General features: G+C 65.9%; 22 protein-coding genes. 5 read left to right on the top strand and 17 right to left on the bottom strand.

Going from position 1 to position 23,652, the window contains the following annotated elements; translation table 11 throughout:
• Nucleotides 1-3: 3 nt before the first annotated feature.
• A complete protein-coding gene (locus G6N59_RS01075; protein WP_234884217.1) occupies nucleotides 4-630 on the bottom strand; it encodes a TetR/AcrR family transcriptional regulator in 627 nt (208 codons plus the stop codon).
• A 95-nt stretch (nucleotides 631-725) separates the two neighbouring features.
• Here G6N59_RS01075 and G6N59_RS01070 point away from each other — a divergent pair, with 95 nt between their 5' ends.
• Genes G6N59_RS01070 through G6N59_RS01060 form a run of 3 tightly spaced genes read left to right on the top strand, consistent with a single transcriptional unit; the run spans nucleotide 726 to nucleotide 4,827 of the window.
• Complete coding sequence (locus G6N59_RS01070; protein ID WP_179970257.1) at nucleotides 726-1,157, top strand: MmpS family transport accessory protein; 432 nt, start codon at nucleotides 726-728, stop codon at nucleotides 1,155-1,157.
• A complete protein-coding gene (locus G6N59_RS01065) occupies nucleotides 1,154-4,003 on the top strand; it encodes an MMPL/RND family transporter (protein WP_138230428.1) in 2,850 nt (949 codons plus the stop codon). Before G6N59_RS01070 ends, G6N59_RS01065 begins: the two co-directional genes overlap by 4 nt.
• Nucleotides 4,000-4,827, top strand: coding sequence for a thioesterase family protein (locus tag G6N59_RS01060; RefSeq protein ID WP_138230427.1), 828 nt, complete (start codon nucleotides 4,000-4,002; stop codon nucleotides 4,825-4,827). Before G6N59_RS01065 ends, G6N59_RS01060 begins: the two co-directional genes overlap by 4 nt.
• Before the next feature lie 24 nt (nucleotides 4,828-4,851).
• Here G6N59_RS01060 and G6N59_RS01055 read toward each other — a convergent pair whose 3' ends face one another.
• Together G6N59_RS01055 and G6N59_RS01050 are read right to left on the bottom strand one after the other, a co-directional pair.
• Nucleotides 4,852-5,277, bottom strand: coding sequence for a tautomerase family protein (locus G6N59_RS01055; protein WP_138230426.1), 426 nt, complete (start codon nucleotides 5,275-5,277; stop codon nucleotides 4,852-4,854).
• Nucleotides 5,278-5,283: 6 nt separating this feature from the next.
• Nucleotides 5,284-5,985 (bottom strand): SDR family oxidoreductase, encoded by a 702-nt coding sequence (locus G6N59_RS01050; RefSeq protein ID WP_138230425.1) that lies wholly within the window; start codon nucleotides 5,983-5,985, stop codon nucleotides 5,284-5,286.
• 95 nt (nucleotides 5,986-6,080) lie between these two features.
• On the opposite strand from G6N59_RS01050, the gene G6N59_RS01045 reads away from it, so the two are divergent.
• Together G6N59_RS01045 and G6N59_RS01040 are read left to right on the top strand one after the other, a co-directional pair.
• The gene (locus G6N59_RS01045; RefSeq protein WP_138230424.1) at nucleotides 6,081-6,551 is read left to right on the top strand and encodes a winged helix-turn-helix transcriptional regulator; all 471 of its coding nucleotides are present in this window, start codon (nucleotides 6,081-6,083) and stop codon (nucleotides 6,549-6,551) included.
• 53 nt (nucleotides 6,552-6,604) lie between these two features.
• Nucleotides 6,605-7,432, top strand: coding sequence for a thioesterase family protein (locus tag G6N59_RS01040; protein ID WP_138230423.1), 828 nt, complete (start codon nucleotides 6,605-6,607; stop codon nucleotides 7,430-7,432).
• 4 nt (nucleotides 7,433-7,436) lie between these two features.
• Here the strand turns inward: G6N59_RS01040 and G6N59_RS01035 are convergent, their stop codons facing one another.
• The 14 genes from G6N59_RS01035 to ruvC all read right to left on the bottom strand — a co-directional run bounded on the left by G6N59_RS01035 (nucleotide 7,437) and on the right by ruvC (nucleotide 23,593).
• Nucleotides 7,437-8,807 (bottom strand): EspK C-terminal domain-containing protein, encoded by a 1,371-nt coding sequence (locus G6N59_RS01035; RefSeq protein ID WP_138230422.1) that lies wholly within the window; start codon nucleotides 8,805-8,807, stop codon nucleotides 7,437-7,439.
• A 1,114-nt stretch (nucleotides 8,808-9,921) separates the two neighbouring features.
• On the bottom strand, nucleotides 9,922-11,022 hold the full coding sequence (locus G6N59_RS01025; protein WP_138230421.1) for an ESX-1 system-associated protein: 1,101 nt from the start codon (nucleotides 11,020-11,022) through the stop codon (nucleotides 9,922-9,924).
• Between the two features lie 51 nt (nucleotides 11,023-11,073).
• A complete protein-coding gene (locus tag G6N59_RS01020) occupies nucleotides 11,074-11,838 on the bottom strand; it encodes a hypothetical protein (RefSeq protein WP_138230420.1) in 765 nt (254 codons plus the stop codon).
• A 116-nt stretch (nucleotides 11,839-11,954) separates the two neighbouring features.
• Nucleotides 11,955-14,297 carry a RelA/SpoT family protein gene (locus G6N59_RS01015; RefSeq protein ID WP_138230419.1) on the bottom strand — a complete coding sequence of 781 codons (2,343 nt, stop codon included), beginning with the start codon at nucleotides 14,295-14,297 and terminating at the stop codon, nucleotides 11,955-11,957.
• Nucleotides 14,298-14,338: 41 nt separating this feature from the next.
• On the bottom strand, nucleotides 14,339-14,863 hold the full coding sequence (locus G6N59_RS01010) for an adenine phosphoribosyltransferase (protein ID WP_138230418.1): 525 nt from the start codon (nucleotides 14,861-14,863) through the stop codon (nucleotides 14,339-14,341).
• Nucleotides 14,860-16,506: an ABC transporter substrate-binding protein gene (locus G6N59_RS01005; protein ID WP_138230417.1), complete on the bottom strand. Its 1,647-nt coding sequence runs from the start codon at nucleotides 16,504-16,506 to the stop codon at nucleotides 14,860-14,862. Before G6N59_RS01005 ends, G6N59_RS01010 begins: the two co-directional genes overlap by 4 nt.
• A 6-nt stretch (nucleotides 16,507-16,512) precedes the next feature.
• On the bottom strand, nucleotides 16,513-17,730 hold the full coding sequence (gene secF, locus G6N59_RS01000; protein ID WP_138230416.1) for a protein translocase subunit SecF: 1,218 nt from the start codon (nucleotides 17,728-17,730) through the stop codon (nucleotides 16,513-16,515).
• A gap of 4 nt (nucleotides 17,731-17,734) precedes the next feature.
• Complete coding sequence (gene secD, locus G6N59_RS00995; protein ID WP_138230415.1) at nucleotides 17,735-19,642, bottom strand: protein translocase subunit SecD; 1,908 nt, start codon at nucleotides 19,640-19,642, stop codon at nucleotides 17,735-17,737.
• Nucleotides 19,643-19,708: 66 nt separating this feature from the next.
• The gene (gene yajC, locus G6N59_RS00990) at nucleotides 19,709-20,032 is read right to left on the bottom strand and encodes a preprotein translocase subunit YajC (RefSeq protein WP_138230414.1); all 324 of its coding nucleotides are present in this window, start codon (nucleotides 20,030-20,032) and stop codon (nucleotides 19,709-19,711) included.
• Between the two features lie 136 nt (nucleotides 20,033-20,168).
• A complete protein-coding gene (locus G6N59_RS00985; protein WP_407665863.1) occupies nucleotides 20,169-20,972 on the bottom strand; it encodes a lytic transglycosylase domain-containing protein in 804 nt (267 codons plus the stop codon).
• Nucleotides 20,973-20,995: 23 nt separating this feature from the next.
• Nucleotides 20,996-21,382 carry a DUF1304 domain-containing protein gene (locus tag G6N59_RS00980; protein ID WP_138230413.1) on the bottom strand — a complete coding sequence of 129 codons (387 nt, stop codon included), beginning with the start codon at nucleotides 21,380-21,382 and terminating at the stop codon, nucleotides 20,996-20,998.
• A 5-nt stretch (nucleotides 21,383-21,387) separates the two neighbouring features.
• Nucleotides 21,388-22,455, bottom strand: coding sequence for a Holliday junction branch migration DNA helicase RuvB (gene ruvB, locus G6N59_RS00975; RefSeq protein WP_138230412.1), 1,068 nt, complete (start codon nucleotides 22,453-22,455; stop codon nucleotides 21,388-21,390).
• Nucleotides 22,452-23,039, bottom strand: coding sequence for a Holliday junction branch migration protein RuvA (ruvA, locus tag G6N59_RS00970; protein WP_138230411.1), 588 nt, complete (start codon nucleotides 23,037-23,039; stop codon nucleotides 22,452-22,454). The genes ruvB and ruvA overlap by 4 nt, the downstream gene beginning before the upstream one ends.
• Nucleotides 23,036-23,593, bottom strand: coding sequence for a crossover junction endodeoxyribonuclease RuvC (gene ruvC / locus G6N59_RS00965; protein WP_138230410.1), 558 nt, complete (start codon nucleotides 23,591-23,593; stop codon nucleotides 23,036-23,038). The genes ruvA and ruvC overlap by 4 nt, the downstream gene beginning before the upstream one ends.
• Nucleotides 23,594-23,652 lie beyond the last annotated feature (59 nt).

Here is a 23,652-nt window from a genome sequence, read left to right as displayed (position 1 = left end):
CGGTTACGAGCGCGGCGCTGCGGCCGCCTGCTCGAGCTGCAAGATGGCGGCGTCGACCATGGTCTGGATGATCTCGCAGGTGCTGAAATCGCTCATCCACAGATGCGGGGTATCGGTGCGGTGCAGCATCGCCACGCCGTGCAGCGCCACCGACAACGCGGCGGCCACCCGCTGCGCATCGGGACCGGGCTCGGAGTCAGGGTCCATGCCGCCGGCGGCCAGCAGCCCCCGGGTCACCGTCTCAAGAGCCTGACGCGCCGACGGGGTGATCTCGTCGACCTTCACCATCAGGACGTACCGCAACGGAAAGCGTTGGGCGAAGGCGACATACGCGCGGCAACCGAGCAGCAGCCGCTCTCGTCGCGTCTTGCCGGCCGGTACCTGCTCAGCAATGTCCTGGCGCACCTGGTCCCAGCTCAACTCCGCGACGGCCGCCAGCACGTCCTCACGACTGTCGAAATGGGCGTACACCGACATGTTGGAGATACCGGCCTCGCGCGCGATGCTGCGCAACGACACCTCGTTCGTGGACTCCGACGAGTCGACCACCCGGATCGCAGCAGCCAGGATTTCGTCGCGCAGCAGTGCCCCTTGTCCACGCACATTCCGCTGCCGTGCCGATCCCGCCATGCTTTCACCCTAATCGCCGCCGGTGACGAGGTGTGATCGTCGCCACCGCACCGTAACTATACATGCGTATACATACGGTCGTATGGTGGCTTCTCATGAATTGGTTGCTCAAGACCGTGCAGCGCGGCTGGGTGCTACTGACCGTTGTGGGGGTCGTCACGGTCGGTGGTTTCATCATCGACCGCTTTCACGGCGTGTTCGGCAGCCAGCACTCCACCGAATCCCGCACGGACAACATCGTTTCCACCATTCCGAAGTACGTGACGTACGAGGTGGACGGACCGTCGGACACCACCGGGATGATCAGCTACGTCGATGAGCGGGCCCAGCCGCAGCAGGAGCGTTTCACCTCACTGCCCTGGTCCAAGACCCTGACCACGACGGTGCCGAGCGTGTTCGCCAACCTCGTGGCCCAAGGCGACAGCAGCCGGCTGAGCTGCCGGATCACCGTCAATGGCGAACTGCGCGACCACCAGGCCGCCGACGGCGCGTCGGCTACCACCTTCTGCCTGGTGAAGGCAGCATGAGCGGCCAGCACAGCACCCGGGGCGGCTATCCCCGGCTGCTCCGCGTCCTCTCGGTACCGATCATCCTGATCTGGCTGGCGGCCACCGCGGCCACCAATCTGCTGGTGCCCAAACTCGAAGTCGTCGGCGCGCACAACGCCGTGTCACTCTCACCTCAGGACGCGCCGTCCGTCATCGCGACGAAGCACATCGGAGTCAAGTTCGGCGAGTTCGACTCCGACAGCGTGTTGATGATCATCATCGAATCGGACCAGGCGCTCGGTGATACCGCGCGGCAGTACTACGGCGATCTGGTTCAACAGCTCAAGCGGGACACCGCACACATCGAGCACGTGCAGGACTTCTGGGGCGACCGCATCACCTCCGCGGGCTCCGAGAGCGAGGACCACAAGGCGGCCTATGTGCAGGTCAACCTGCGCGGCGACCAGGGTTCCACGCAAGGCGTCGAATCGGTCGACGCCGTGCGGCACATCGTCGAACGCAGCCATCCACCGGCCGGGGTGCGGGCATTCGTCACCGGCCAGGCCGCCCTGGTGGCGGACACCAACGAGGCCGGCGACAAGAGCATGGTCAAGATGACCGTGGTGACGCTCGTCGTCATCGCGGTGATGCTCCTGGTCGTATACCGCTCCCTCGCAACCACATTCATCGCCCTGCTGGTGGTGCTGACCGAGATGAGCATGGCCCGCGGGCTGGTCGCCGTGCTGGGCAACGCCCATGCCATCAGCCTGTCGACATTTGCGGTCAGCGTGCTGACGGCCCTGGCGATCGCCGCCGGCACCGACTATTGGATATTTCTGGTCGGCCGGTACCACGAGGCCCGCAGTGCCGGAGAAGACCGGGAAACCGCGTACTACTCAACGTTTTCCAGTGTCTACCACGTGATCCTCGGCTCCGGCCTCACGATCGCGGGTGCCATGATGTGCCTGCTGTTCACCCGGTTGAACTACTTCAACACCCTGGCCCTGCCGTGCGCCACTGCCATGGTCGTCATCCTGGTGATGGCGCTGACGTTCGCCCCCGCGGTGATGGTCGTCAGCACCCACTTCGGCATGCTGGACCCCAAGCGCGCCAACAAGACCCGCGGCTGGCGCCGCGTCGGCACCGCCGTCGTCCGCTGGCCCGGACCCATCCTGGTCGCGGCCACCGCCACCGCACTGGTCGGGGTGTTGGCCCTGCCCGGGTACCGCACCAACTACGACAACCGCTTCTACGTGCCGAAAGACGTGCCATCCAACATCGGCTACGCGGCGGCCGAAGAGCATTTCACCTCAGCACGGATGAATCCCGACATGCTGATGGTCGAAGCCGACCACGATCTGCGGAACTCGCGAGACATGCTGGTGCTGGATCGCATCGCCAAGAACATCTTCCGGGTGCCGGGGATCGCCCGGGTGCAGAGCATCACCCGTCCGCTCGGGCCGCCGATGGAACATGGTTCGGTGCCGTTCCAGATCAGCGCCCAGGCCGTGTCGATGAACGAGAATCTGCAGTTCCTCAAAGCCCGGCTCGGCGACGTGCAGACCATGACCGACCACCTCACCTCGATGATCGGCATCATGCGGCACATGCACGATCTCAGCGTGCAGCTGGCCGATGCCACGCACGCCACCCAGCTCGCGGCGCAGGACATGTCGGCCACCACCGCCGAATTGCGGGACCAGGTCGCCGATTTCGACGACTTCTTCCGCCCCTTGCGGAACTACTTCTATTGGGAGCCGCACTGCTTCGACATCCCGATCTGTCATGCGATGCGCTCGGTGTTCGATGCCACAGACGGCTTCGACCAGCTGGCCGACAACACCAAGGCGCTGTCGGACGCGTCAGCGAAGCTCGATGTGGTCACGCCGCAGATCGCTGCGCAGCTGCCGCCGATGATCAGCCTGGCCAGCGACGTCCGCGATCTGATGCAGACCATGCGCAGCACCTTCGACGGCATGGTCACGCAGATGGAGCGCATGACCGACACCGCGGCGGCCATGGGCCAGACATTCGACGACGCGAAGAACGACGACATGTTCTACCTGCCGCCAGAAGCGTTCAGCAGCCCCGATTTTCAGCGGGGTATGCAGCTGATGCTCTCCCCCGACGGCAAGGCAGCCCGATTCATCGTCACCCATGACGTGGATCCGGCCACCCTGGAAGGCATTTCGCACGTCGACGCCGAGCTGCAGGCCGCCAAGGAGGCGGTCAAGGGCACTCCGTTGGCCGGCGCGAAGTTCTACCTGGGCGGCACCGCCGCCACCTACAAGGACATCCAGCAGGGCGCGCACTACGACCTGTTGATCGCGGCCCTGGCCGCCATCATCCTGATCTTCGTGGTCATGCTGCTGATCACCAGGGCGCTCGTCGCCTCGATCGTGATCGTCGGCACCGTGGTGCTGTCCCTCGCCGCGTCCTTCGGTCTCTCGGTCCTGATCTGGCAATACTTCCTGGGTATCGAGTTGCAGTGGCTGGTGATCGCCATGTCGGTGATCGTGCTGCTGGCCGTCGGCTCCGACTACAACCTGTTGGTGGTGTCGCGCTTCAAGGAGGAGATCGGTGCGGGCCTGCGGACCGGGCTGATTCGCGCCATCGGCGCCACGGGCGGCGTGGTCACCGCAGCCGGGCTGGTGTTCGCGTTCACCATGATCTCGATGGTCGCGAGCGACCTGCGATCGGTCGGCCAGATCGGCACGACCATCGGGCTCGGCCTGCTGTTCGACACCTTCGTGGTGCGTTCGCTGATCACCCCGTCGATCGCGGCACTGCTCGGGCGATGGTTCTGGTGGCCGCTGAAGGTCCGGACCCGTCCCGCCCGCGCCGCGCGAACCGTAACCGCAACACCGGAATTGGAGATGGCATGACCCCTCAGCCGTTCACTGACCTGATCACCGTCACGGCCGTCGATGCCGGCGTATTCACCGCCCACATCGACGACATGTGGACCATCGGCCCCAAGGTGCACGGGGGTTGCATGATGGCACTGTGCGCCGCCGCCGCTCGAAGCAGCGTTCCGGACGCCGCCGATCTGGGCCCCGTTGCGTTGAGCGCCAACTACCTCAATGCGCCCGATCCGGGCGAGGTCCAGCTCAGCACCACGATCCGCAAACGGGGCCGGCAGGTGAACTTGATCGAGGTGGAGTTGTCCCAGCGCGGCCGGATCGCCGTCACGTGTTCGGTCACCCTCGGGCCGCTCGATGCCAAGCCGCCGCGACATCAGGTGCCGCTGGCCGCGAGCGCGATGGCGGTAGAGCCACCGGACGACGCGCTTCGTGTCACCCCGGACCATCCCATGGGCCAGGTCGTCCATGTGGCGCACGGATGCGACCTTCGGATGGACGGCGCCACGCCGTTCCTGACCGGAGCCGAAGGTGAGCCGGTGACCCAGATGTGGTTGCGTCCCTTCGCCTCCGACGAAGCCGACCCAGACGTGGCCATGCTCTTCGCGTTGATGGCCGGTGACATCACACCCCCGGTCACGATGAATCGGGGACACTTCGGCTGGACGCCGACGGTTCAGCTGACCACATATCTGCGCCGCCGGCCGGCACCGGGCTGGCTGCGCGTGATGGCCAGCTCCACCGTCATCGGCGACACCTGGTTCGAGGAGGATCACCTCATCCTCGACGCCAATGGCCAGGTGGTCGTGCAAAGCCGACAGATGGCGATGCTGCCGCTGGGGTCCTGACCCCGGGCGGCAGCATCGTCGCGGTCAGTACGCCGATACCGCGTTGTCTGCGACCCAACGCTTTTCAGCGTCGGAGCCCATGGGTGGCGGGATCAAGCCGTTGATCATCCAGAGGTCCTCGCTGGTCTCGTCGACGTGGAACTCCCAGTGCGGGTTGTCGTGTGCTTCCAGGTACGGGCTCAGGATCGACTTGATCCAGTGGGCAATCCCGTTGCGGCTCTTCTTGTCCGGGGCGTGACGGGCGATGTGGTCGATGACGACCCGTAGCCCAACCTCGGTCTGTTCACCGCCGACATACAGGTTGTCCGAGCGCGTTTCGGTGAAGATCACCACGACGTAGAAGCGCGGCAGCCCGGCCTTCTCGTAGTGATCGGTGATGCGCGAGGCCAGCTCGCGCTTGTCCTCGGCGGTGAAGAAATCCGGTGTGTGATGAATGGTCCACAGCGGCATGATGGTTCAGACCGCCATCGCGAAGGTCAGGTTCTCCACAGGACCGGACAACGCGGACTTCACACCCACCGACACGTCATCAGCCAGGACCTCGACCGCGCCGGATTCCAGGCCGTCGATGATGCGTGTGGCGATGTCTGCCGCCGTGGTCTTGGGACCGGGAATGTTCGCGGCCATCTCGGTCTCGATCAGTCCGGCGTGGACACCGACCACCTGAGTGCCTTGTGCAGCGAGCTCGCCGCGCAGCGAGTTGGTCACCGACCAGATTGCTGCCTTGGAGGCGCCATAGGCTGCGCTTCCGGCCACCCACGACAGCACCGAATGCATGTTGACCAGTGCGCCGCCTCCATTGGACGCCAAGATCGGCGCGAAGGCGCGGGCCACCCGCAGCGGCCCGAAGACGTTGATGTCGAACGTTGTCTCGATGTCATCGAAGCTGCCTGTCAGCAGCGCGTCGGGCAACAGGATGCCGGCGTTGTTGAAAACGATCTCGGCGTCCGACGCGATATCGGCGAACGCGGAAACTGAAGCCTCCGAGCGTACTTCGAGCTCAACCGGGACCACTTGCGCGCGTTCATCGGTGAACGACGAACGGCCCGTCGAGTACACCTTGCGCACTCCCCGCGCCAGCAGCTCGTCGACCAGAGCGGCCCCGAGACCCCGTCGACCGCCGGTCACCACGACCACTTTGCCCGCCACTGCCACCATGTAGACCACTCTCCCTTGCTGAATAACGATGTCGTTACTAAGATGGAAGCACGGATATCTGAGTAACGCAAGCGTTATCCAAAAGAAGGTATGTGATGGAGTTCGAAGAAAGACTGCGCGACCGGCAGTGGTCGATCGGTAATGCCTGTTCGGTGGCCAAGCTTCTGGACCTGCTCAGCACCAAGACCGTTTTCCTCGCCGTTCGCGAGAGTCTTTTCGGCACAACCCGATTTGAAGACTTCGTCGACCGGATCGGGACGTCGGCTCCAGCTGTGTCGCGGGCACTCAAGCAGTTGGAGGCCGCGGAACTGATGGTCCGGGTGCCCTATCAGGAGCCCGGCAAGCGCGCCCGCGACGAGTACCGACTGACCGAGGCCGGCGAAGACCTGCTGCCGGTGTACCTGGCGATGAGCCAGTGGGGCGACAAACATCTGCAGAAGGGCGGGCACGGTCCGTTGTGTTTCGTAGACCGCGGGTCCGGCAATCGGGTTGGCGTGATCGTCACCGATGATCCGAATGCTGCCACCGTTTCCGCAGGTGACATCGAAATCCGGCTGAATAGGTAGCGGACTTTGCCCGTTCCGGAATCAGCAACCACCACGGCATCGTTGGAGAAGAGATGACTGCGCACCCATTCACCGACCTCACCACCGTCACCGCGGTGGGTGAGGGCACCTTCACCGCCACGATCGATCCGGTATGGACCATCGGCCCGAAGGTGCACGGGGGCTGCATGATGGCGGTGTGTGCCGCGGCCGCGCAGCAGGCCATCGGTCGGGAGTCCGAGCTGGCGCCGGTCGCGGTGACCGCCAACTACCTGAACGCCCCCGATCCCGGTGAGGTGCAGCTGACCACGACGGTGCGCAAGCACGGGCGCCAGGTGGCGCTGGTCGACGTGCAGCTGTCGCAGAACGGGCGCGCGGCAGTCCGCTGTGCGGTGACGCTCGGCCCGCTCGACGCCAAGCCGCCGCGCTACCAGGAATCGCTTGGGGTGTCGTACCTGCCGGTCGAGCCGCCCGCGGACGCCGTGCCGGTGACCGGTGGCCATGCGGTTGGCGAGATTGTGCACGTGGCGCAGGGTTGCCAGTTCCTGCTCGATGGTGCGACGCCGTTCCTCTCCGGCGAAGAGGGCGACCCCGTGAACCGAATGTGGTTGCGGCCCTTCGCCGATGACGAGGCGAATCCGGACACCGCCCTGCTGTTCGCGTTGATGGCGGGCGACATCACTCCCCCGGTCACGATGAATCAGGGGCACTTCGGCTGGACGCCGACCGTGCAGCTCACCACCTACGTGCGGCGGCGGCCGGCGCCGGGCTGGCTGCGGGTGCAGGCCAGCTCGACCGTGGTCGGCGAGACGTGGTTCGAGGAGGACCACGTCATCCTCGATTCCACGGGGCAGGTGGTGGTCCAGAGCCGCCAGCTGGCAATGCTGCCCAAGGGCATGTAGTCGCCTACGCGCCCAATTCCACCAGCTGGGCGTCGCCCTGGATGGTCGAGAACTGCTGCCACCACACCCAATCGGTGATCGCCGCCCGCAGGTCGGCCACGTATGGCGCGGTGTACGCCCGGTACAGCGCCGCCGCCTCCTGCAGCCTGCCGTAGGCAGCCAGCTTCTCCAGATGCGCCGTACGGTAGGTCTCGCCGGTCGTCTGCATCAGCGGCCTGATCGATTCCATCCACGCTTTGCCGATCGCGGCGGGGTCCGGTGGAATCAGCTGAACCGGCTGCGGTGGCAACGCCTCATGCAGCTGTGCGTCCGGCCATTCGGCCAGCTTCGCCGCCGCCTCGGGAGCGATGACCTCCAGGCGAGTCCGGCCCTTCATCAGCCCGTCGGTCGGAATATCCTCGGGCGCAATAATTTTCGTCTGCATACTGCCGGCGAACCGTTGCACTTCCTGCTCGGTGCCGATGACGACCTTCAGCGTCTTCTCGTAGAACGCGCACCACGCCTGGAGCGCGACGAACGGCTCGCGAACCCAGCGGCCGCGCTGACCGGCTGGAATCCTCTCGTCGGCGCTCACGAAGATGACCTGCGACGGCAGGCACATGCCATCCGGAATGAATGACACCCCATAGGAATTCGCGGCGATGATCTCGCCATTGGACGTCACGCCCACCGCCCACACGAAGTTCCACGCCATCGGCGGGATCGACGGCGGGGCGTGCAAGGCCGCTGCGATGCGCTCGGCAAACTGCACATCCGCATCGCCCGCTGACTTGCGAACCAAACCGGCCCGTGCCGCGGCCGACATCGCATCGCGCTCTGCCCGCGCCGCCGTGACCGGGATCGGGGCCGCCGCAGCAGCGTTCTGCTGTTGGTTGGCCGACATCGGCGCCACACCCGGACCGGTACCGGCGGCACCCGTGGTCGGCTGCGCGACCGGCGCCGCCGGCGACGGCGTCGGCGCAGGACCCAACGGGGCGGCCGGAGCAGCGCCAGCCGGTGTGCCCGTGGCCGGTGCCGCGGTGCTCGCCGCTGCCTGCGCGACAGGCGCCGCACCCGCTCCGCTGGTACCGGTGGCTGCGCCACTACCTGCTGCCGTCGGGGTGCCTGACCCTGTGCCGGTTGGGGTGGCCTGCTCGGGAGCCGCTAGTGGAGCGGTGTTCGCGGCTGCGGACAACGGCTGCGTCGGGAGTTGACCGAACGGATTCTTCGGCGTCTGCTGACCCTGACCCTGCTGACCAGTTTGCTGGCCGGTGCTTTGCTGGCCGGTCGCGGAGCTGGACGGGCTGCCCAACGCCGAGGTGGCTGCCGACGACGTTGACGGCGCACTGGCCGACGTTGTCGCTGACGAAGTCGGACGCGAACCTGATGGACCCATCGCCGCGTTGATGCCACCAGCAGGCGGAGGCGCGCCGCCAGCAGGACCCGCGCCGGGAGCTACGTCAGCAGTGCCGGCCGCAGTAGCCTGAGTCGGCGTGCCGTGACCCGGGCCGTCCAGCGATCCGCCTTTTTGATTTGCGGCCATTTCTGGTTTGGGCAGTTCTTGTTTGGGCGGCTCACCACCACCATGGGAACTCGGGCCGCCCGTGGAACCACCACTCTGGCTTGTTTCCGGTGTGTCATTCGCTTGCGGGGAAGGCGGCTGGCCTCCCCCGTGAGAATTGTTGCCGCCTAGCAAACCACCCCCCTGTGTACCACCAGACCCCGACGGGCTACCCGGCACCACCGAAACCGGTGCCATGCCGGGCGCACCGGCGTTTTGAACCGGCGGTGGAGGTGGTGGCGGCATCTTTCCATCCGCCCCCGGAGTACCTGGTGGAACGCCCAGTTCTTTTGCCAGTCCAGTCGCACACGCGGCCACCGCAGCAATGTTTTCAGCCAACCCCACCTTGATTAGGGTCTGGATCTGTGCAGTAAACAGCGCAGCAGATTGAAAAAATGCACTGGCAGCTACCGGGTCACTCGCTCGATTAGCCTCGCCAGCCGCAAACATTGCTTTGCTAGCGTCGTAGAACGCCTGACAGCCACTCTGGACAGCGCGGGCCGTGTTATTGACGTCGTTCTTAGTCTGTACTACCGCAGATTCCGCGCGGAACACCTTTCGCGCCGCCTCGTATGCGGCTTTGCACGCATCCCCATATGAGCCAAGCACACCCCCCGCCGCGGCCTCCGCCAACCGACCAGCTTCCCCTTCCCAATCAGACAACTGCATTCGCTGGTGGGCATGGTGCGGGATTACCTCGCCGTCGAGACGATCGCCCAAAGCCATGAGGCTTTCAGCCAGTTCGTTCAGCGCATTCTCGTGAACGTTGGGAAATGCGGGTCCGACTACGGTCTGTTTCCCCCAATCGCCATCATCATAGGGCACAATTTCTGGCACGGTTTCACCCTTCCGCCGGTACCTCTGCGCGTTCGTCTAAAGCAAACAGCGGCGCTAAAAGGCCTACACAGCTATCAAATACCAACGTTCGTATACCCTTCGCGCCCGCAGTTTACTTGCACGCCATCGCCACTACACCGGGCGCGTATTGACCCGCCAAATAGATATTCGAGTCAGAGGGCTGATAGGTGGGCAGTGACTCGATATAAGTCCGCCGATACTGCACGCCAAGCAAGATGAAATCCTGAACGACGGCATTCGAAGTCCTGTGTGCAAGCTTCTCCAGAGCATCAGCTGTTGACGACATAATCGGCACTACAGCGTCGGTAAGGGACTGCTGTTCCGGAGACCAATTGGCTACCGGAATCTGCGGATTCGTGTTCAGCCAACTCTTGAACACTGGGCTCTCGAGTAATTGCTCAAGCGTAGGTGTCAAGTCGGAACACACCACGTCTGGAGTGCCAAATAGTCGTTGTGGATTCGATAGATCTCCGACTGGAGCAACCGCTGCCGGTGCCGCGAGGGCGGGAACTAAGGCCGCGCGTGCGGCCGCCGAACCAGACGAAATCGCGTTGCAGATATATGTAATTACGAGACCGGTCGTAGTTGCGGCACGGGCGAGACTGTCGTCCGCTTGAGTATACGTGGGGATACTGTCCGCATATGCACGCATATACGCAATCGATTGCGAATACAGTTCACGCATCACCCGGTGAGGCGTAGTCTTGGCCAGTTGCACAGTCTGATCGGCGCCTTTCCGCCACGCCTTGCTAATTGCGTCATACTGAGCCTTGACCTCGGGAGTCCACGACGCTGCTGGGATGGACGGGTCTCGATCTCTCCAGCCCTTTGCTTCCAGGTCTCCGAGGGTGTTGGTAATGGGTACCCACGGCGCACACGACGGGTCCTCGGTAATGATGCCTACGGGCCCTTTGTCGTTGGCGCTCGCGACGTCCGACGGCGCAGCAGAAGTACTGCCACCGTTGCTACCACCGCTGTTCTTGGTGCACGACACCGCGACTACGGCCGTCACCGCGATCACCCCAACCAACGCCACCGCCCCGATGGCCCACTTGGCAGCACCGCCCTTTTTCGGCGGCACCGGAGCCGGCCACAGCTGCTGCTGACCCCACTGCCCGCCCGGACCCGGCTGATTCTGCCAGCCACCCGGCGGCTGCGGCGGGGGCGCACCCCACGTCGGCGGTTGCGTCACAGATCGCCCCTCCCTCACAAACACACAACGCAAAACAGTCAAGACCGAAAATTACACATCAACCGCGGGATTCGCGGCATGCCGCCCGGAACGCGGCGCAGGAGTCAACGGCGGCACCGGCGCTGATGTGCCACTGCTCGGCCCGGCTGCCGCGTGCTTCTTGTCGGCCTCGGGGTCCTTCTTTTCCTCGGGCTTCTCGTCCCGTTTGTCCTCGGCCTTTTCCTCGCCCGGCTTGCGATCTTCCGGCTTGGTCTGGGTGCCACCGACCCCACCTGCACCTGCTGCGCCAGCGCCAGCATCGCCAGGCTTGCCGCCGTCCTTGCCCGCCTGGCCCGCCAACTGCTGGACTTGCTGCCCGACCTGTTGAGCGGCCTGCATCGCCGTCTGCGGAACCGAACCCAGCGCCTGCATGGCCTGGGCGGGCGCCTGGAAGGCCTGCATCGCCATGCCCATCATCTGGCCGAACTGACCCATTCCGCCGTCAGCACCACCGCCGGGCTTGCCAGCACTGGATGCCGGATTGAGGGTCTCACCGGCCTTCTGGATCGCTTGTCCACCCGCGTCGTCAGCGTTCTGGTAGGCGCCCCGGGCAGAGGAAACCTTGCCGGCAAGGGCTTGATCTTCCGACTGCGCCGCCGCCACCTTTTCGTTAGTCCCGTCGACTAACCCTGGAAGATACGAAGACAGCATCAGGCTGACCGGATCACCGGCGGCAGGTACGTTCGGGGCCGGGGCTCGCTGGACCGATTCCGCCGCCGACCACGACATCGTCTCCAGATCGACCTTCAATTCACCGCTCAACGCGTCCACCCCCACATCTGGACAGTCCCGCATCTGAGATTACCCGCACCACCAACCCCAGTCCTGCACCAATCTCGCACAGCGCCGACCACGAGTTTGCTCAAATCACGAGCGGCAGCAGAAAACCAGCGTCAGGCGGCGGAAGTCACGCGGTAGACGTCGTACACACCCTCGACATTGCGCACCACGTTCAGCACGTGGCCGAGGTGCTTCGGGTCACCCATTTCAAAAGTGAAGCGGCTGATCGCAACTCGATCGTTGGACGTGGTCACCGACGCCGACAGGATGTTCACCTTCTCATCGGCGAGCACCCGGGTGACGTCGGAGAGCAGCCGGTGCCGGTCCAGTGCCTCGACCTGAATGGCCACCAAGAATACCGACGACGGCGACGGCGCCCACTTCACGTCGATGATGCGCTCGGCCTGCTGTTGCAGCGACGCGGCATTGGTGCAGTCGGTGCGGTGCACGCTGACGCCACCACCACGCGTGACGAAGCCCATGATGTTGTCGCCGGGCACCGGCGTACAGCATTTGGCCAACTTGCACAGCACCCCGGGCGCGCCCGGAACAGCCACGCCGACATCGTCGTTCGTGCGTCGTCGCACCGGCATGGTGGCCGGCGTCGACCGTTCGGCGATCTCGTCGGCGGCTTCGTCGTCACCACCGAGCGTGGCCACCAACCGCTGCACGACGTGCCGAGCCGAGACATGGCCCTCGCCGACCGCGGTGTACAGCGCCGAGACATCGGCGTAGCGCAGCTCGCGGGCCAGCGCGGCCATGAGCTCTGCGTTCATCAAGCGCTGCAACGGCATTCCGCTACGGCGCACCTCACGGGCGATGGCGTCCTTGCCGGTCTCCAGCGCCTCTTCACGCCGCTCCTTGGCGAACCACTGCCGGATCTTGGCCTTCGCGCGCGGCGACACCACGAACGTCTGCCAGTCGCGGGAGGGACCGGCGTTCTGCGCCTTGGAGGTGAAAACCTCGACCACTTCGCCGTTCTCGAGCTTGCGCTCGAGTGCCACCAGTCGCCCATTGACCCGGGCACCGATACAGCGGTGGCCGACCTCGGTGTGCACCGCGTACGCGAAGTCGACGGGCGTCGAACCGGCGGGCAGCGTGATCACGTCACCCTTCGGCGTGAACACGAAAATCTCCTGCACGGCAAGGTCGTAGCGCAGCGACTCCAGGAACTCGCCGGGGTCGGCGGCTTCCCGCTGCCAGTCGAGAAGTTGGCGCATCCACGCCATGTCGTCGATCTCGGTGGCATGACCGCCTGCCGGCAAACCGTTGCGGCCCTTGGCTTCCTTGTAGCGCCAGTGCGCCGCGATGCCGTACTCCGCGGTGCGGTGCATGTCGATGGTGCGGATCTGCACCTCCAGCGGCTTGCCCTCCGGGCCGACGACTGTGGTGTGCAGCGACTGGTAGACGCCAAAGCGCGGCTGCGCGATGTAATCCTTGAATCGGCCGGCCATCGGCTGCCACAACGAGTGCACGACGCCGACTGCGGCGTAGCAGTCCCGGATCTCGTCGCACAGGATGCGCACGCCCACCAGGTCGTGGATGTCGTCGAAGTCGCGGCCTTTGACGATCATCTTCTGGTAGATGGACCAGTAGTGCTTGGGCCGGCCCTCGACCGTCGCGTTGATCTTCATGGCGAGCAGCGAACTGGCGATCTCGGCACGCACCTTGGCCAGATAGGTGTCACGCGACGGCGCCCGGTCGGCGACCAGCCGCACGATCTCCTCGTACCGTTTGGGGTGCAGGATAGCGAAGGACAGGTCCTCGAGCTCCCACTTCACGGTGGCCATACCGAGCCGATGAGCAAGCGGCGCAATGACTTCCAGCGTCTCGCGGGCCTTGCGGGCCTGCTTCTCCGGCGGCAGGAACCGCATGGTGCGCATGTTGTGCAGCCGGTCGGCGACCTTGATCACCAGCACGCGGGGATCGCGGGCCATGGCGATGATCATCTTGCGGATGGTCTCGGCCTCGGCGGCCGAGCCGAGCACGACCTTGTCCAGTTTGGTGACGCCGTCGACCAGGTGGCCGACCTCGGTGCCGAATTCGGCGGTGAGCGCCTCCAGGGTGTATCCGGTGTCCTCGACGGTGTCGTGCAGCAGCGCGGCGACGAGCGTCGTGGTGTCCATGCCGAGTTCGGCCAGGATGTTGGCGACGGCCAGCGGGTGGGTGATGTACGGGTCACCGGACTTGCGCAGCTGCGGCGCGTGCCGCTCCTCGGCAATCTCGTAGGCGCGCTGCAGGATCGCCAGGTCGGCCTTCGGGTAGTACTCCCGGTGCACGGCGACCAACGGTTCGAGGACCGGGTTAACCATGCTGCGCTGAGCGGTCATCCGTCGCGCGAGCCGGGCACGTACCCGGCGGGATGCGCTGACGGTGGTCTTGGTCGTCTCCAGCGACGTCCCTGGCGACGGCTCAGTCGGCGCCGACTGGACCTGCGTCACCTTGTCGTCAGCCAACGCCGCACACCTCCTACACCTGGTTTGTCGAGAATAGCCCCTCAGACCACGTACAGGCTGGTGACCGGGAGCGGTTCCAGCACAGCGCGTCCACCGAGGCCGTTCAGCTCCAGCACGACCGCGGCCGCGGTCACCGTCGCACCTGCTGCCTGCAGCAGCCGCACCGTCGCAGCAACCGTTCCGCCGGTAGCCAGCACGTCGTCTATGACGACAACGCGCCGGCCGGTCAGATCGATCCCGTCAGCGGGAATCTCCAGCGTTGCGGTGCCGTACTCCAGTGTGTAGGTCTGGCTGTACACCGGCGGCGGCAACTTCCCGCCCTTGCGGACCGCGAGGACACCGGTGCGCAGCCGCGTCGCGACCGCGGCCCCCAGCAGGAAGCCGCGAGCATCGATACCCGCGACCAGGTCCACGCCCTCGGCGATCTCGGCGAGGGCGGCCGTCACGGCCGCCAGCCCGCGGCCGTCGGCCAGTAGCGGCGTCAGATCCTTGAACTGGATGCCGGGCTCCGGGAAATCCGGCACCTCACGGACGAGTTCGGCGAAGAGGGCATTCAGATCGTTCACTTGCTTCCCCAACGGTCCATGTTCCAGCCGGCACCCCACCGCGTGGGATTGCCGCGCACCAACGTCATGTCTTTCGATACCAGCAGCGTCCGCTGCTGCCGATACAGCGGCAGGGTCGGCACATCACCCCAGAGCACCGTCGCACCTTCACCGAGTAGGCGCGCCTGCTCCTTGGGGTCGGTGGTCACCGCGAGGGCCGCGATGACGCCGTCGACGCGTTCATTGGCATATCCGGAGAGATTGTTGCCGTTGCCGCCGTGCAGGGCGTAGGAATCCGCCACCGACGAGCCACTGGACCCGCTGCCCGCCGCTCCCCCGCCACCGGACAAGAGCACGTCAATGTCGTTGGCGCGCAGACTTTGTGCACCCACCGTCGGCGAGGCCACGTCCTGCACGGTGATACCCGCAGCGGCGCACGACTTCGTGATCGCGGCGACCACCGAGGCCAGCCGCGCGTCCGGGCCGCGATAACCCAAGCGCACGGTCAGCGGCTGGCCGCCCGCCGCGGCCCGTGCCCCGTCGACGTCAGCGGCGGCGAATTGTCCGCTTGCATCGACGTTTTCGGCCACGGTGAGAGAATCGTCCGACGCCGTGTTCAGCCGGGCGTTGCTGACCGGAACCCCGACCGCGGCGCCGATGGCGTCCCGCGGCGTGCAGAGCGCGACGGCGCGGCGCGCACCGGGATCAGCCAACGCACCCTGGGCCGCGAAGATCAACTGCTGGATGTCGTCGGACGAGCTGTCGGTGCGCACGTAGCTCGCCGGCACATCGTCCTTGCCGAGCACACCGGCGGCGATGTCGACGATCTCGACCTTGCCCGACTTGATCCGGCTCACCAGGTCCGCACCCCGCGGGGTCACCGTGATCTCGCCGATCACCGGCTTGGCGCCCCACCATTTGTCATTGGCAGCCAAGGTGATCGAGCCGTCTTTCGCCACCGACGCCAGCTTGTACGGGCCGGCCGACGGGAACCGTTTGAGGTCCGCGTCGGGTTTCAGGTCCCAGGTGGTGTTCCACGCTGCGGCGATCTTGTCGATGGCCGGTCCGTCGCCGGTCTGCAGCGCCTTCGTCACCCCGCCGTCCCCGAGACCGAGCGAGTCGTCCAGCACGTGCGCCGGCAGCAGCGACGTCGCGGCGAACAACTGCCCATAGTCGGTGATGTCGCGGTCTCGAACAAAGGTGACGCGAGCGCGCTTCTGACCCGGCGTGCAGTCGACGGCGGCCACGTCGACGTACCCGGCGCGACTGGCCGCGTCGAACGCCGGGAACTGGCCCGACTGCGCGGCCCAGGCCAGCACCATGTCGTCACACGTGACGGGTTTGCCGTCGGAGTACACGGCACTGTCGTTGATCTTGTAGTCGAGGGTCAGCGGGGAACGTCCGACCACCGAAACGGTGCCGAAGTCGCGGTCGGCAACCACCTGGCCGTCGGGTCCTCGAAAGTTGAAACCCGTCTGCACCCGCGAAAATGCCTGCGGCGCACCCGAAGCCGCGCCGATGACCGACGCGGTGTTGTAGGTGGGCAGCGCGCCGTCGACGATGTAGTCGACGGCGTCGGTCGAACTGCCACAACCGGACAGGCCGAAACCGGCCACCAACAGCACCGCACCAGCCAATGCGGTTCGGCGGAACCGGGCGGGCATCAAGGGCTAGCCCCGGCTGTTTCGCTTACCCGACGGCTTACCGGTCGGGCGCAACGGCTTGGCCCCCGGCGCCGGCTTCTCCGGTGCATCGACCGCCACTGCACCGACACTCACTTCCTCGCCGCCGGCACTGCCGCGCTCGGTCGACGACTTGCGGCGGTTGAGCACGCGGCGAGTGTGGTTCTTTACCAGGTCGGTGCGCTCGCGCATCGACACCAGCAGCGGCGTCGCAAAGAAGATCGACGAGTAGTGGCCGGTGAAGATACCAATCAGCTGGACCAGGGCCAGATCCTTCAGTGTCCCGACACCGAGCATCCACACTGCGATCACCATCAAGGCGACGATCGGCAGCATCGCGATCAGGCCCGTGTTGATAGACCGCATAAATGTCTGGTTGACCGCCAAGTTGGCCTGTTCGGCGTAAGTGCGTCTAGTGGTGTGCTCGAAACCGTGGGTGTTCTCCTCCACCTTGTCGAACACAACGACAGTGTCGTAGATGGAATATCCCAGAATCGTCAGCAGCCCGATCACGGTTGCTGGGGTTACTTCCCATCCGACAAGCGAGTAAATGCCAGCGGTGGTGACGACCGTGTAGAACATCGCGGCCGACGCCGCGGCCGCCATGTAGGGCTCATATCGTATTGCGACATAGATCGCCGCCAGGACGACGAACACCACCAGCGCAATGACGCCCTTGTGGGTGATCTGCTGGCCCCACGTCTCGGACACTCCGGAATCGCTGATCGCCAACTTGCTCGGCTGTCCGTCCTTGCCCTTCGGCTGGAATTTGTCGAACAGCGCGCTGCGGAGCTTGTCTACTTCGTCGTTCGACAGCGTCGTCGACCGAATCTGCACCGTCGCCGAGTCACCCGTGCCAACGGTCTGGACCGACTGAGGAGCCTTGCCCAATGTCTTGGTAAAGACATCCTCGACCTGCTGCACCGTGGCTGTTTCGTGTGCGCCGGCGGCCGGCAACGAAACCTGGGTACCGCCGATGAAGTCGATGCCGAACGTGAAACCACGGATGATGATGCTCGCGATGCCGATCGTGAGGATCAGACCGCTGACCGCGAACCACACCTTCCGTCGGCCGATGATGTTGAACGCCCCGGTGCCGGTGTAAAGCTGCGTGAGGAAGCCGTGCTTCGGCGCGCTGACCGACTCGATGTCGGGCGGTTCGATGACGCTCGTCGTGTCGAGGTCATTGGAATCGTTCGCAGCCATCTGCCTATCCCTGTTCCGTGGCCGCATATGAGGCGGCTCGTCGTTCCTGTGCGATCCGCTGCACCGCGCCCAACCCGTTGAACGCTGGCTTGGCGATCATGCGCGACTTCGACGCCAGATACACCAGCGGCCACGTCACCAGGAACACCACGACGACGTTGATGACGGTCATCAGGCCGGTGGTGAACGCGAAACCCTTCACCTGTCCGACGGCCAGGATGTAGAGCACCACGGCTGCCAACAACGTGACTGCGTTGCCCGACAGGATTGTCTTGCGGGCCCGCGTCCAACCTCGTGGCACCGCCGAACGGAACGATCGGCCTTCGCGGATCTCGTCCTTGACACGTTCGAATAGCACCACGAACGAGTCCGCAGTTGTGCCGATGCTGATGATGATGCCGGCGACGCCCGCCAGGTCCAACGTGTAGTTGATGTATCTGCCCAGCAGTACCAGCAGCGCGAAAACCATTGCGCCGGAGATGATCAACGACAAGGCGACAAGAAGTCCGAGCAAGCGGTAGTAGATCAGCGAATACAGCAGCACGAGCGCAAGACCGATCGCACCGGCGATCAAGCCCGCCTTCAGCGACGTCAAGCCGAGCGTGGCCGACACGGTTTGGGCCTCCGACGACTCAAACGACAGCGGCAGCGAGCCGTACTTCAGCACGTTGGCCAGGTCTTTCGCCGACGTGGCGTTGAAGTGGCCGGTGATCTGCGTACGTCCGCCCGGGATCGCCTCCTGGATGGCCGGCGCACTGACCACCTGGGAGTCGAGCACGAAGGCCGTCTGCGTGCCGATGTTGGCGGCGGTGAAGTTGGCCCACACGTCGGCGGCCTTCTCCTTGAACGTGACGTCGACGACGTACTCGCCCTGCTGCTGATTCAGACCTGACGAGGCGTCCTTGATCTCGTCACCGCTGATGATCGACTTGTCCAGCAAGTAGACCTCTTTGTGGTCCTTGGAGCACGTCACGAGCGGCAGGTTCGGGTCGTCGTTGCCGGCCAGCACGTCCTGCTGGTCGCAGCGGGTGGCCTGGAACTGCAGCGCCAGCAGCTGGATCTGCGGCTGGGTGCTTTGACGCAGGGCCTTCTCGTCGGCGATGCGCTGGGCCAGTTCGGCCTTGGGACCGTGCTCGGCGGGGGCGCCAGGAGCCGGAGCGCCAGGAGCCGGAGCGCCAGGGGCAGGTGCAGCGGGGGCACCCGGTTCACCCGGTGCGGCGGGCGCACCTGGTTCAGCCGGAGCTGCAGGGGTACCTGGCTCTGCGGGTGCAGGAGCGGTCGAGGTGTCCGACGGCGCCGGGGTCGGCTCCTCGGGGAACGGACGCGGCTGCGGCGCCGGAGCGGGCGCGGTGGACGCCGGGTGCGCGGGCATGCCGGGCGTCGGCGGGGTGATCGGGGCCTCGGGCTCAGCCGGGGCGATCAGCGGCGGCATTCCGGGCATTCCGGGCATGCCAGGTACTCCTGGGATGCCACCCGGAGCACCGGGAACCGGAGCGGCAGGCGCAGCGGGCTTGGCCGGTTGCGCACCCTGAGCCGGGATGACGTGGACGACCGGCCGGATATACAGCCGCGCGGTCTGCCCCAGGTTGCGGGCTTCGCTGCCGTCCTGACCGGGCACGGTGATGATCAGATTCGAACCGTCGATCACAACCTCGGAGCCGGAGACACCGAGACCGTTCACGCGGGAGCCGATGATCTCCTGCGCCTGGATCAGCGCCTCGCGGGACGGGGCCGAGCCGTCAGGGGTACGTGCAGTCAGGGTGACCCGGGTACCGCCCTGCAGGTCGATGCCCAGCTTGGGCTTGGCCTGCTTGTCGCCGGTGAGAAACACCAGGAGGTAGGCACCGACGAGCAGCGCCAGGAACAACGACAGATAGCGGTATGGGTGCACCGGCGCCGAAGACGATGCCACGGTTCTAGGTTCTCCTTGAGAATCGGTACGTCAGCCCCGCAAAGGGTACGTGTTGGTGCGGGAAAATCAGCCTTCAGTCTTCGGCGCGCCTTCTTCGACAGCAGGCGAGGTCAGCTCGTCAGCAGTCTCGACCTCGGGTTCGATGCGGTCGCGCACAGCCAGCTTCATCCAGGTGGTGACGACGCCGGGAGCGATCTCCAGATCGACATTGTCGTCGTCGATCCGGGTGATGGTGGCGAGCAGACCGGACGTGGTGTGCACGCGGTCGCCAACCTTCAGCGAGTTGTGCAGGTCGATGGTGGCCTGCATCTGCTTCCGCTGCCGCCGCGACGCGAAGAACATGAAGGCACCCATGACCAGGAGCAGCGGCAGGAAAACAACCAAATCCATGACAGCGAAAATCTTTCGTTCTGTTGACTCTGTGAGCAGGCACGCGAGCAGGACCAGCCGATCGCCGTGCCACGGTACTGACCAGTGTGCCATCACGGGCGCCGGCGGCCGCAATCGGCGCGAGCGCTGACCGGGACTACTGCGCGTGTGACGCCAGGTAGTCAGCCGCCGGCATCGGAGTCGACGCCGAGTATCCGACGGGCAGCACGAGGTCCCCGACCGTGGTCCGGTAGTAGACCTGCCATTGGTAGTAGCCCGCGAACGCCGCAGGATCGGCGGCCAGCACCGCCGCGTAGTCGTCGACCGCACGGACGTACGCGCCGGAATGGTTGTAGTGGTGCAGGGCGCCGTCCCGATCCGCGGCGAAGCCGTTGGCGGCCAGGTAGCGACCGGCCGCGAGGATGGCATCGCGCGGCGCGCGGACGTCACCGGTGCCGTACGCGGCGAACGTCGACGGCAGGAACTGCATGGGCCCCTGCGCGCCGGCCGTACTGTCGCCGTTGATCCGGCCGAATCGCGATTCGACGAGGTTGATCGCCGCGAGGTACGTCCAGTCGACCCCGGACATTGCCTGAGCCTCGCGGTAGTAGCCGAGTAGTTCGTCGGCGGGCGCCGGCGGCTGGATGGTCCACGGCGGGACGGTGTCGCGCGGCGGTGTCATCCCGAACAGTTGACGACCGGCGTCGACGTTGTGTTCATACGCCGCGGCCAGGGCAGGCGGGATGTGCGGTGCGATGACCGCGTCCCATTCGGGGTGCCGAGCGATATCGCGATACGCCGCCTGCTGCCGGTGCGCCGCCGCGATCAACGCGGGTTCCGGCGTCGCCGGGTCGCGCACCGCCTGTTCGTCGGCGACCAGGACGTCGGCGATCTGCGCCGGGTCGGGCCCCGGATCCGCGGTGGACTGCGCGGCGCCGGTGAATGCCAGCACGATGGCGATGGCAGCGGCCGCCCACCGACGGATCACCTCACTGTCACGATCACCAGCAGCACGACCGCGATCGCGGGGAAGAGACCCTGTGAGATCGCCGCGCGCGCCTTGTCCGGGGACGACAGGAGCAACACCAGCGCCGCGGCCAGCATCGAACCGACCCCGGCGAAGATCAGCGCCAGGCCGATTCCGCAGTGCCCCACGGCAAGTGCTGCGATACCGATGGCGGTGACGATGGCCAGGAACAGGTTGTAGAACCCCTGATTGAAGGCCAGCTCCTTGGTGTCCACCGCCTGCTGTTCAGTGAGGCCGAAGGTGGCCCGGGTACGCGGTGAGGTCCAGGTGAGCGACTCCATCACGAAGATGTACACGTGCAACAGCGCGGCGAGGCCGGCAACGATCAACCCTGCAGTCAGCATGGGCACTATTCAAACAGCCCGGCCTGTCCAAGTCCGTTTATCGGCGGTTGCAGGCCAAGATGCGTCCACGCCTGCGGGGTGGCCACGCGGCCCCGCGGAGTCCGGGCGATCATGCCGGCGCGCACGAGGAACGGCTCACACACCTCCTCGACGGTGGTGGCCTCCTCCCCGACCGCGACCGCCAGCGTCGAGACACCGACCGGACCGCCCCCGAAACTCTTTGTCAGCGCGGTCAACACCGCCCGGTCCAGGCGATCCAGGCCGAGCTCGTCGACGTCGTAGACCGCGAGTGCAGCCTTGGCCACGTCCCGGGTGATGACGCCGTCGGCGCGGACCTCGGCGTAGTCGCGAACGCGCCGCAGCAACCGGTTCGCGATACGTGGCGTGCCGCGGGACCGTCGGGCCACTTCCGCGCCCGCCTCGGCACCCAGCTCGATACCGAGGATGCCGGCCGAGCGGGCCAGCACGCGTTCCAACTCGGGCGGCTCGTAGAAATCCATGTGGGCGGTGAAACCGAACCGGTCGCGCAGCGGGCCGGTCAGCGCTCCCGAGCGGGTCGTCGCACCGACCAGGGTGAACGGTGCGACCTCCAGCGGAATCGACGTCGCGCCGGGCCCCTTGCCGACGACGACGTCGACCCGGAAGTCCTCCATAGCCAGGTACAGCATCTCCTCGGCAGGCCGGGCGATGCGGTGAATCTCGTCGATGAACAGCACGTCGCCCTCGACCAGGTTGCTGAGCATGGCGGCCAGGTCACCGGCACGTTCCAGGGCAGGCCCGGAGGTGACGCGCAACGACGAGCTCAGCTCGGCGGCGATGATCATGGCCAGCGACGTCTTGCCCAGACCGGGCGGTCCGGACAGCAGGATGTGGTCGGGTGTGCCGCCGCGGTTCTTGGCTCCTTCGAGCACCAGTTGCAGCTGCTCACGCACCCGGGGCTGGCCGATGAACTCGCGCAGCGACTTGGGCCGCAGGCTGGCGTCGACGTCGCCCTCGCCGACGGTCAGCGCGGCTGAGACTTCCCGGTCCGGCGGTTCGTCAGGCCCGGCGCCCTCGTCTTCGAACCGGCTCACTTCTTACCCAACATCGACAGGGCGGCCCGCAGCGCGGTGGCGGTGTTGGCATCCGGATCGTTGGCGAGCACCTTGTCGGTGGCCTCTTCGGCCTGCTTGGCCGGAAAGCCAAGTCCGATAAGAGCTTCCACGACCGGTCCACGAATCGAATGCCCTCCGGCGGCGCCGACGCCCGCTCCCGTTGTGGCACCGATCTTGTCGCGCAGCTCCAGCACCATGCGCTCGGCGCCGCGCTTGCCGATGCCCGGGACCCGGGTCAAGGCGGTGACGTCACCGTCACCCAGGGCCTGTCGCAACGTCGGGGCGTCGTAGACCGCGAGGGTCGCCAGCGCGATCTTGGGACCGACGCCGGACACCCCGAGCAGCGTGTTGAACAGATCCCGGGCGTCGGAGTCGGCGAAGCCGTACAGCGTCTGGGAGTCCTCCCGCACGATCATCGCGGTGATCAGCCGCGATTCGGTGCCGCGGCGGAGCGTGGACAGCGTCGCCGGGGTGGCCATGATCTTGTAGCCGACGCCGGCGGCCTCGATCACCGCATGATCGAGCGCGATGTCGATCACTTCGCCACGGATCGATGCGATCATGCGCGTGCCGCCTTCACTTTTGCCGCGTACTGCTTCTTGAACTCCGCCGCCTTCGCCTCCGCCGCGGCCATCCGGGCGATCATGGGCGCCCGCCAGCAGTGGCAGATGGCCAGGGCCAACGCATCGGCGGCGTCGGCCGGAGTCGGCTTCTGTTGCAGCCCAAGGATTTTGGTGACCATGGTGGTGACCTGAGCCTTGTCCGCCCGACCGTTTCCGGTGACGGCGGCCTTCACCTCACTGGGCGTGTGGAAATGGACGTCGATCCCCCGGCGCGCAGCCGCCAAGGCGATGACGCCGCCGGCCTGCGCCGTGCCCATGGCGGTGTTGGCGTTCTGGTTGGCGAACACCCGCTCGATCGCGATGACGTCGGGACGGTGGGTGTCCATCCAGTGCTCGACGGTGTCGCTGATGGTCAGCAGCCGCCGCTGCAGCTCGACGTCCGACGGGGTACGCACCACGTCCACATCGAGCGCAGTGACCGTGCGCCCTGTGCCACCCTCGATCATCGAGAGGCCACAGCGCGTCAGACCAGGGTCGACGCCCATTACCCGCACGCCTACTCCTCACTAGGTCCCGAACAGCTGTTCGATAGCTTAGCGGGCGGCGGCGATAG

It is taken from the genome of Mycolicibacterium aubagnense (genome assembly GCF_010730955.1).
GTDB lineage: Bacteria > Actinomycetota > Actinomycetes > Mycobacteriales > Mycobacteriaceae > Mycobacterium > Mycobacterium aubagnense.
The sequence above is the reverse complement of the archived record's forward strand: the minus strand, read 5'-3'. Positions and strand labels throughout refer to the sequence as shown.

Excerpts from the sequence above, each read along its gene's own strand:
- G6N59_RS01075 (WP_234884217.1), bottom strand. The coding sequence starts at position 630 with ATGGCGGGATCGGCACGGCAGCGGAATGTGCGTGGACAAGGGGCACTG.
- G6N59_RS01070 (WP_179970257.1), top strand. The coding sequence starts at position 726 with ATGAATTGGTTGCTCAAGACCGTGCAGCGCGGCTGGGTGCTACTGACC.
- G6N59_RS01065 (WP_138230428.1), top strand. The coding sequence starts at position 1,154 with ATGAGCGGCCAGCACAGCACCCGGGGCGGCTATCCCCGGCTGCTCCGC.
- G6N59_RS01060 (WP_138230427.1), top strand. The coding sequence starts at position 4,000 with ATGACCCCTCAGCCGTTCACTGACCTGATCACCGTCACGGCCGTCGAT.
- G6N59_RS01055 (WP_138230426.1), bottom strand. The coding sequence starts at position 5,277 with ATGCCGCTGTGGACCATTCATCACACACCGGATTTCTTCACCGCCGAG.
- G6N59_RS01050 (WP_138230425.1), bottom strand. The coding sequence starts at position 5,985 with ATGGTGGCAGTGGCGGGCAAAGTGGTCGTGGTGACCGGCGGTCGACGG.
- G6N59_RS01045 (WP_138230424.1), top strand. The coding sequence starts at position 6,081 with ATGGAGTTCGAAGAAAGACTGCGCGACCGGCAGTGGTCGATCGGTAAT.
- G6N59_RS01040 (WP_138230423.1), top strand. The coding sequence starts at position 6,605 with ATGACTGCGCACCCATTCACCGACCTCACCACCGTCACCGCGGTGGGT.
- G6N59_RS01035 (WP_138230422.1), bottom strand. The coding sequence starts at position 8,807 with ATGGGTCCATCAGGTTCGCGTCCGACTTCGTCAGCGACAACGTCGGCC.
- G6N59_RS01005 (WP_138230417.1), bottom strand. The coding sequence starts at position 16,506 with ATGCCCGCCCGGTTCCGCCGAACCGCATTGGCTGGTGCGGTGCTGTTG.
- secF (WP_138230416.1), bottom strand. The coding sequence starts at position 17,730 with ATGGCTGCGAACGATTCCAATGACCTCGACACGACGAGCGTCATCGAA.
- yajC (WP_138230414.1), bottom strand. The coding sequence starts at position 20,032 with ATGGATTTGGTTGTTTTCCTGCCGCTGCTCCTGGTCATGGGTGCCTTC.
- G6N59_RS00980 (WP_138230413.1), bottom strand. The coding sequence starts at position 21,382 with ATGCTGACTGCAGGGTTGATCGTTGCCGGCCTCGCCGCGCTGTTGCAC.
- ruvA (WP_138230411.1), bottom strand. The coding sequence starts at position 23,039 with ATGATCGCATCGATCCGTGGCGAAGTGATCGACATCGCGCTCGATCAT.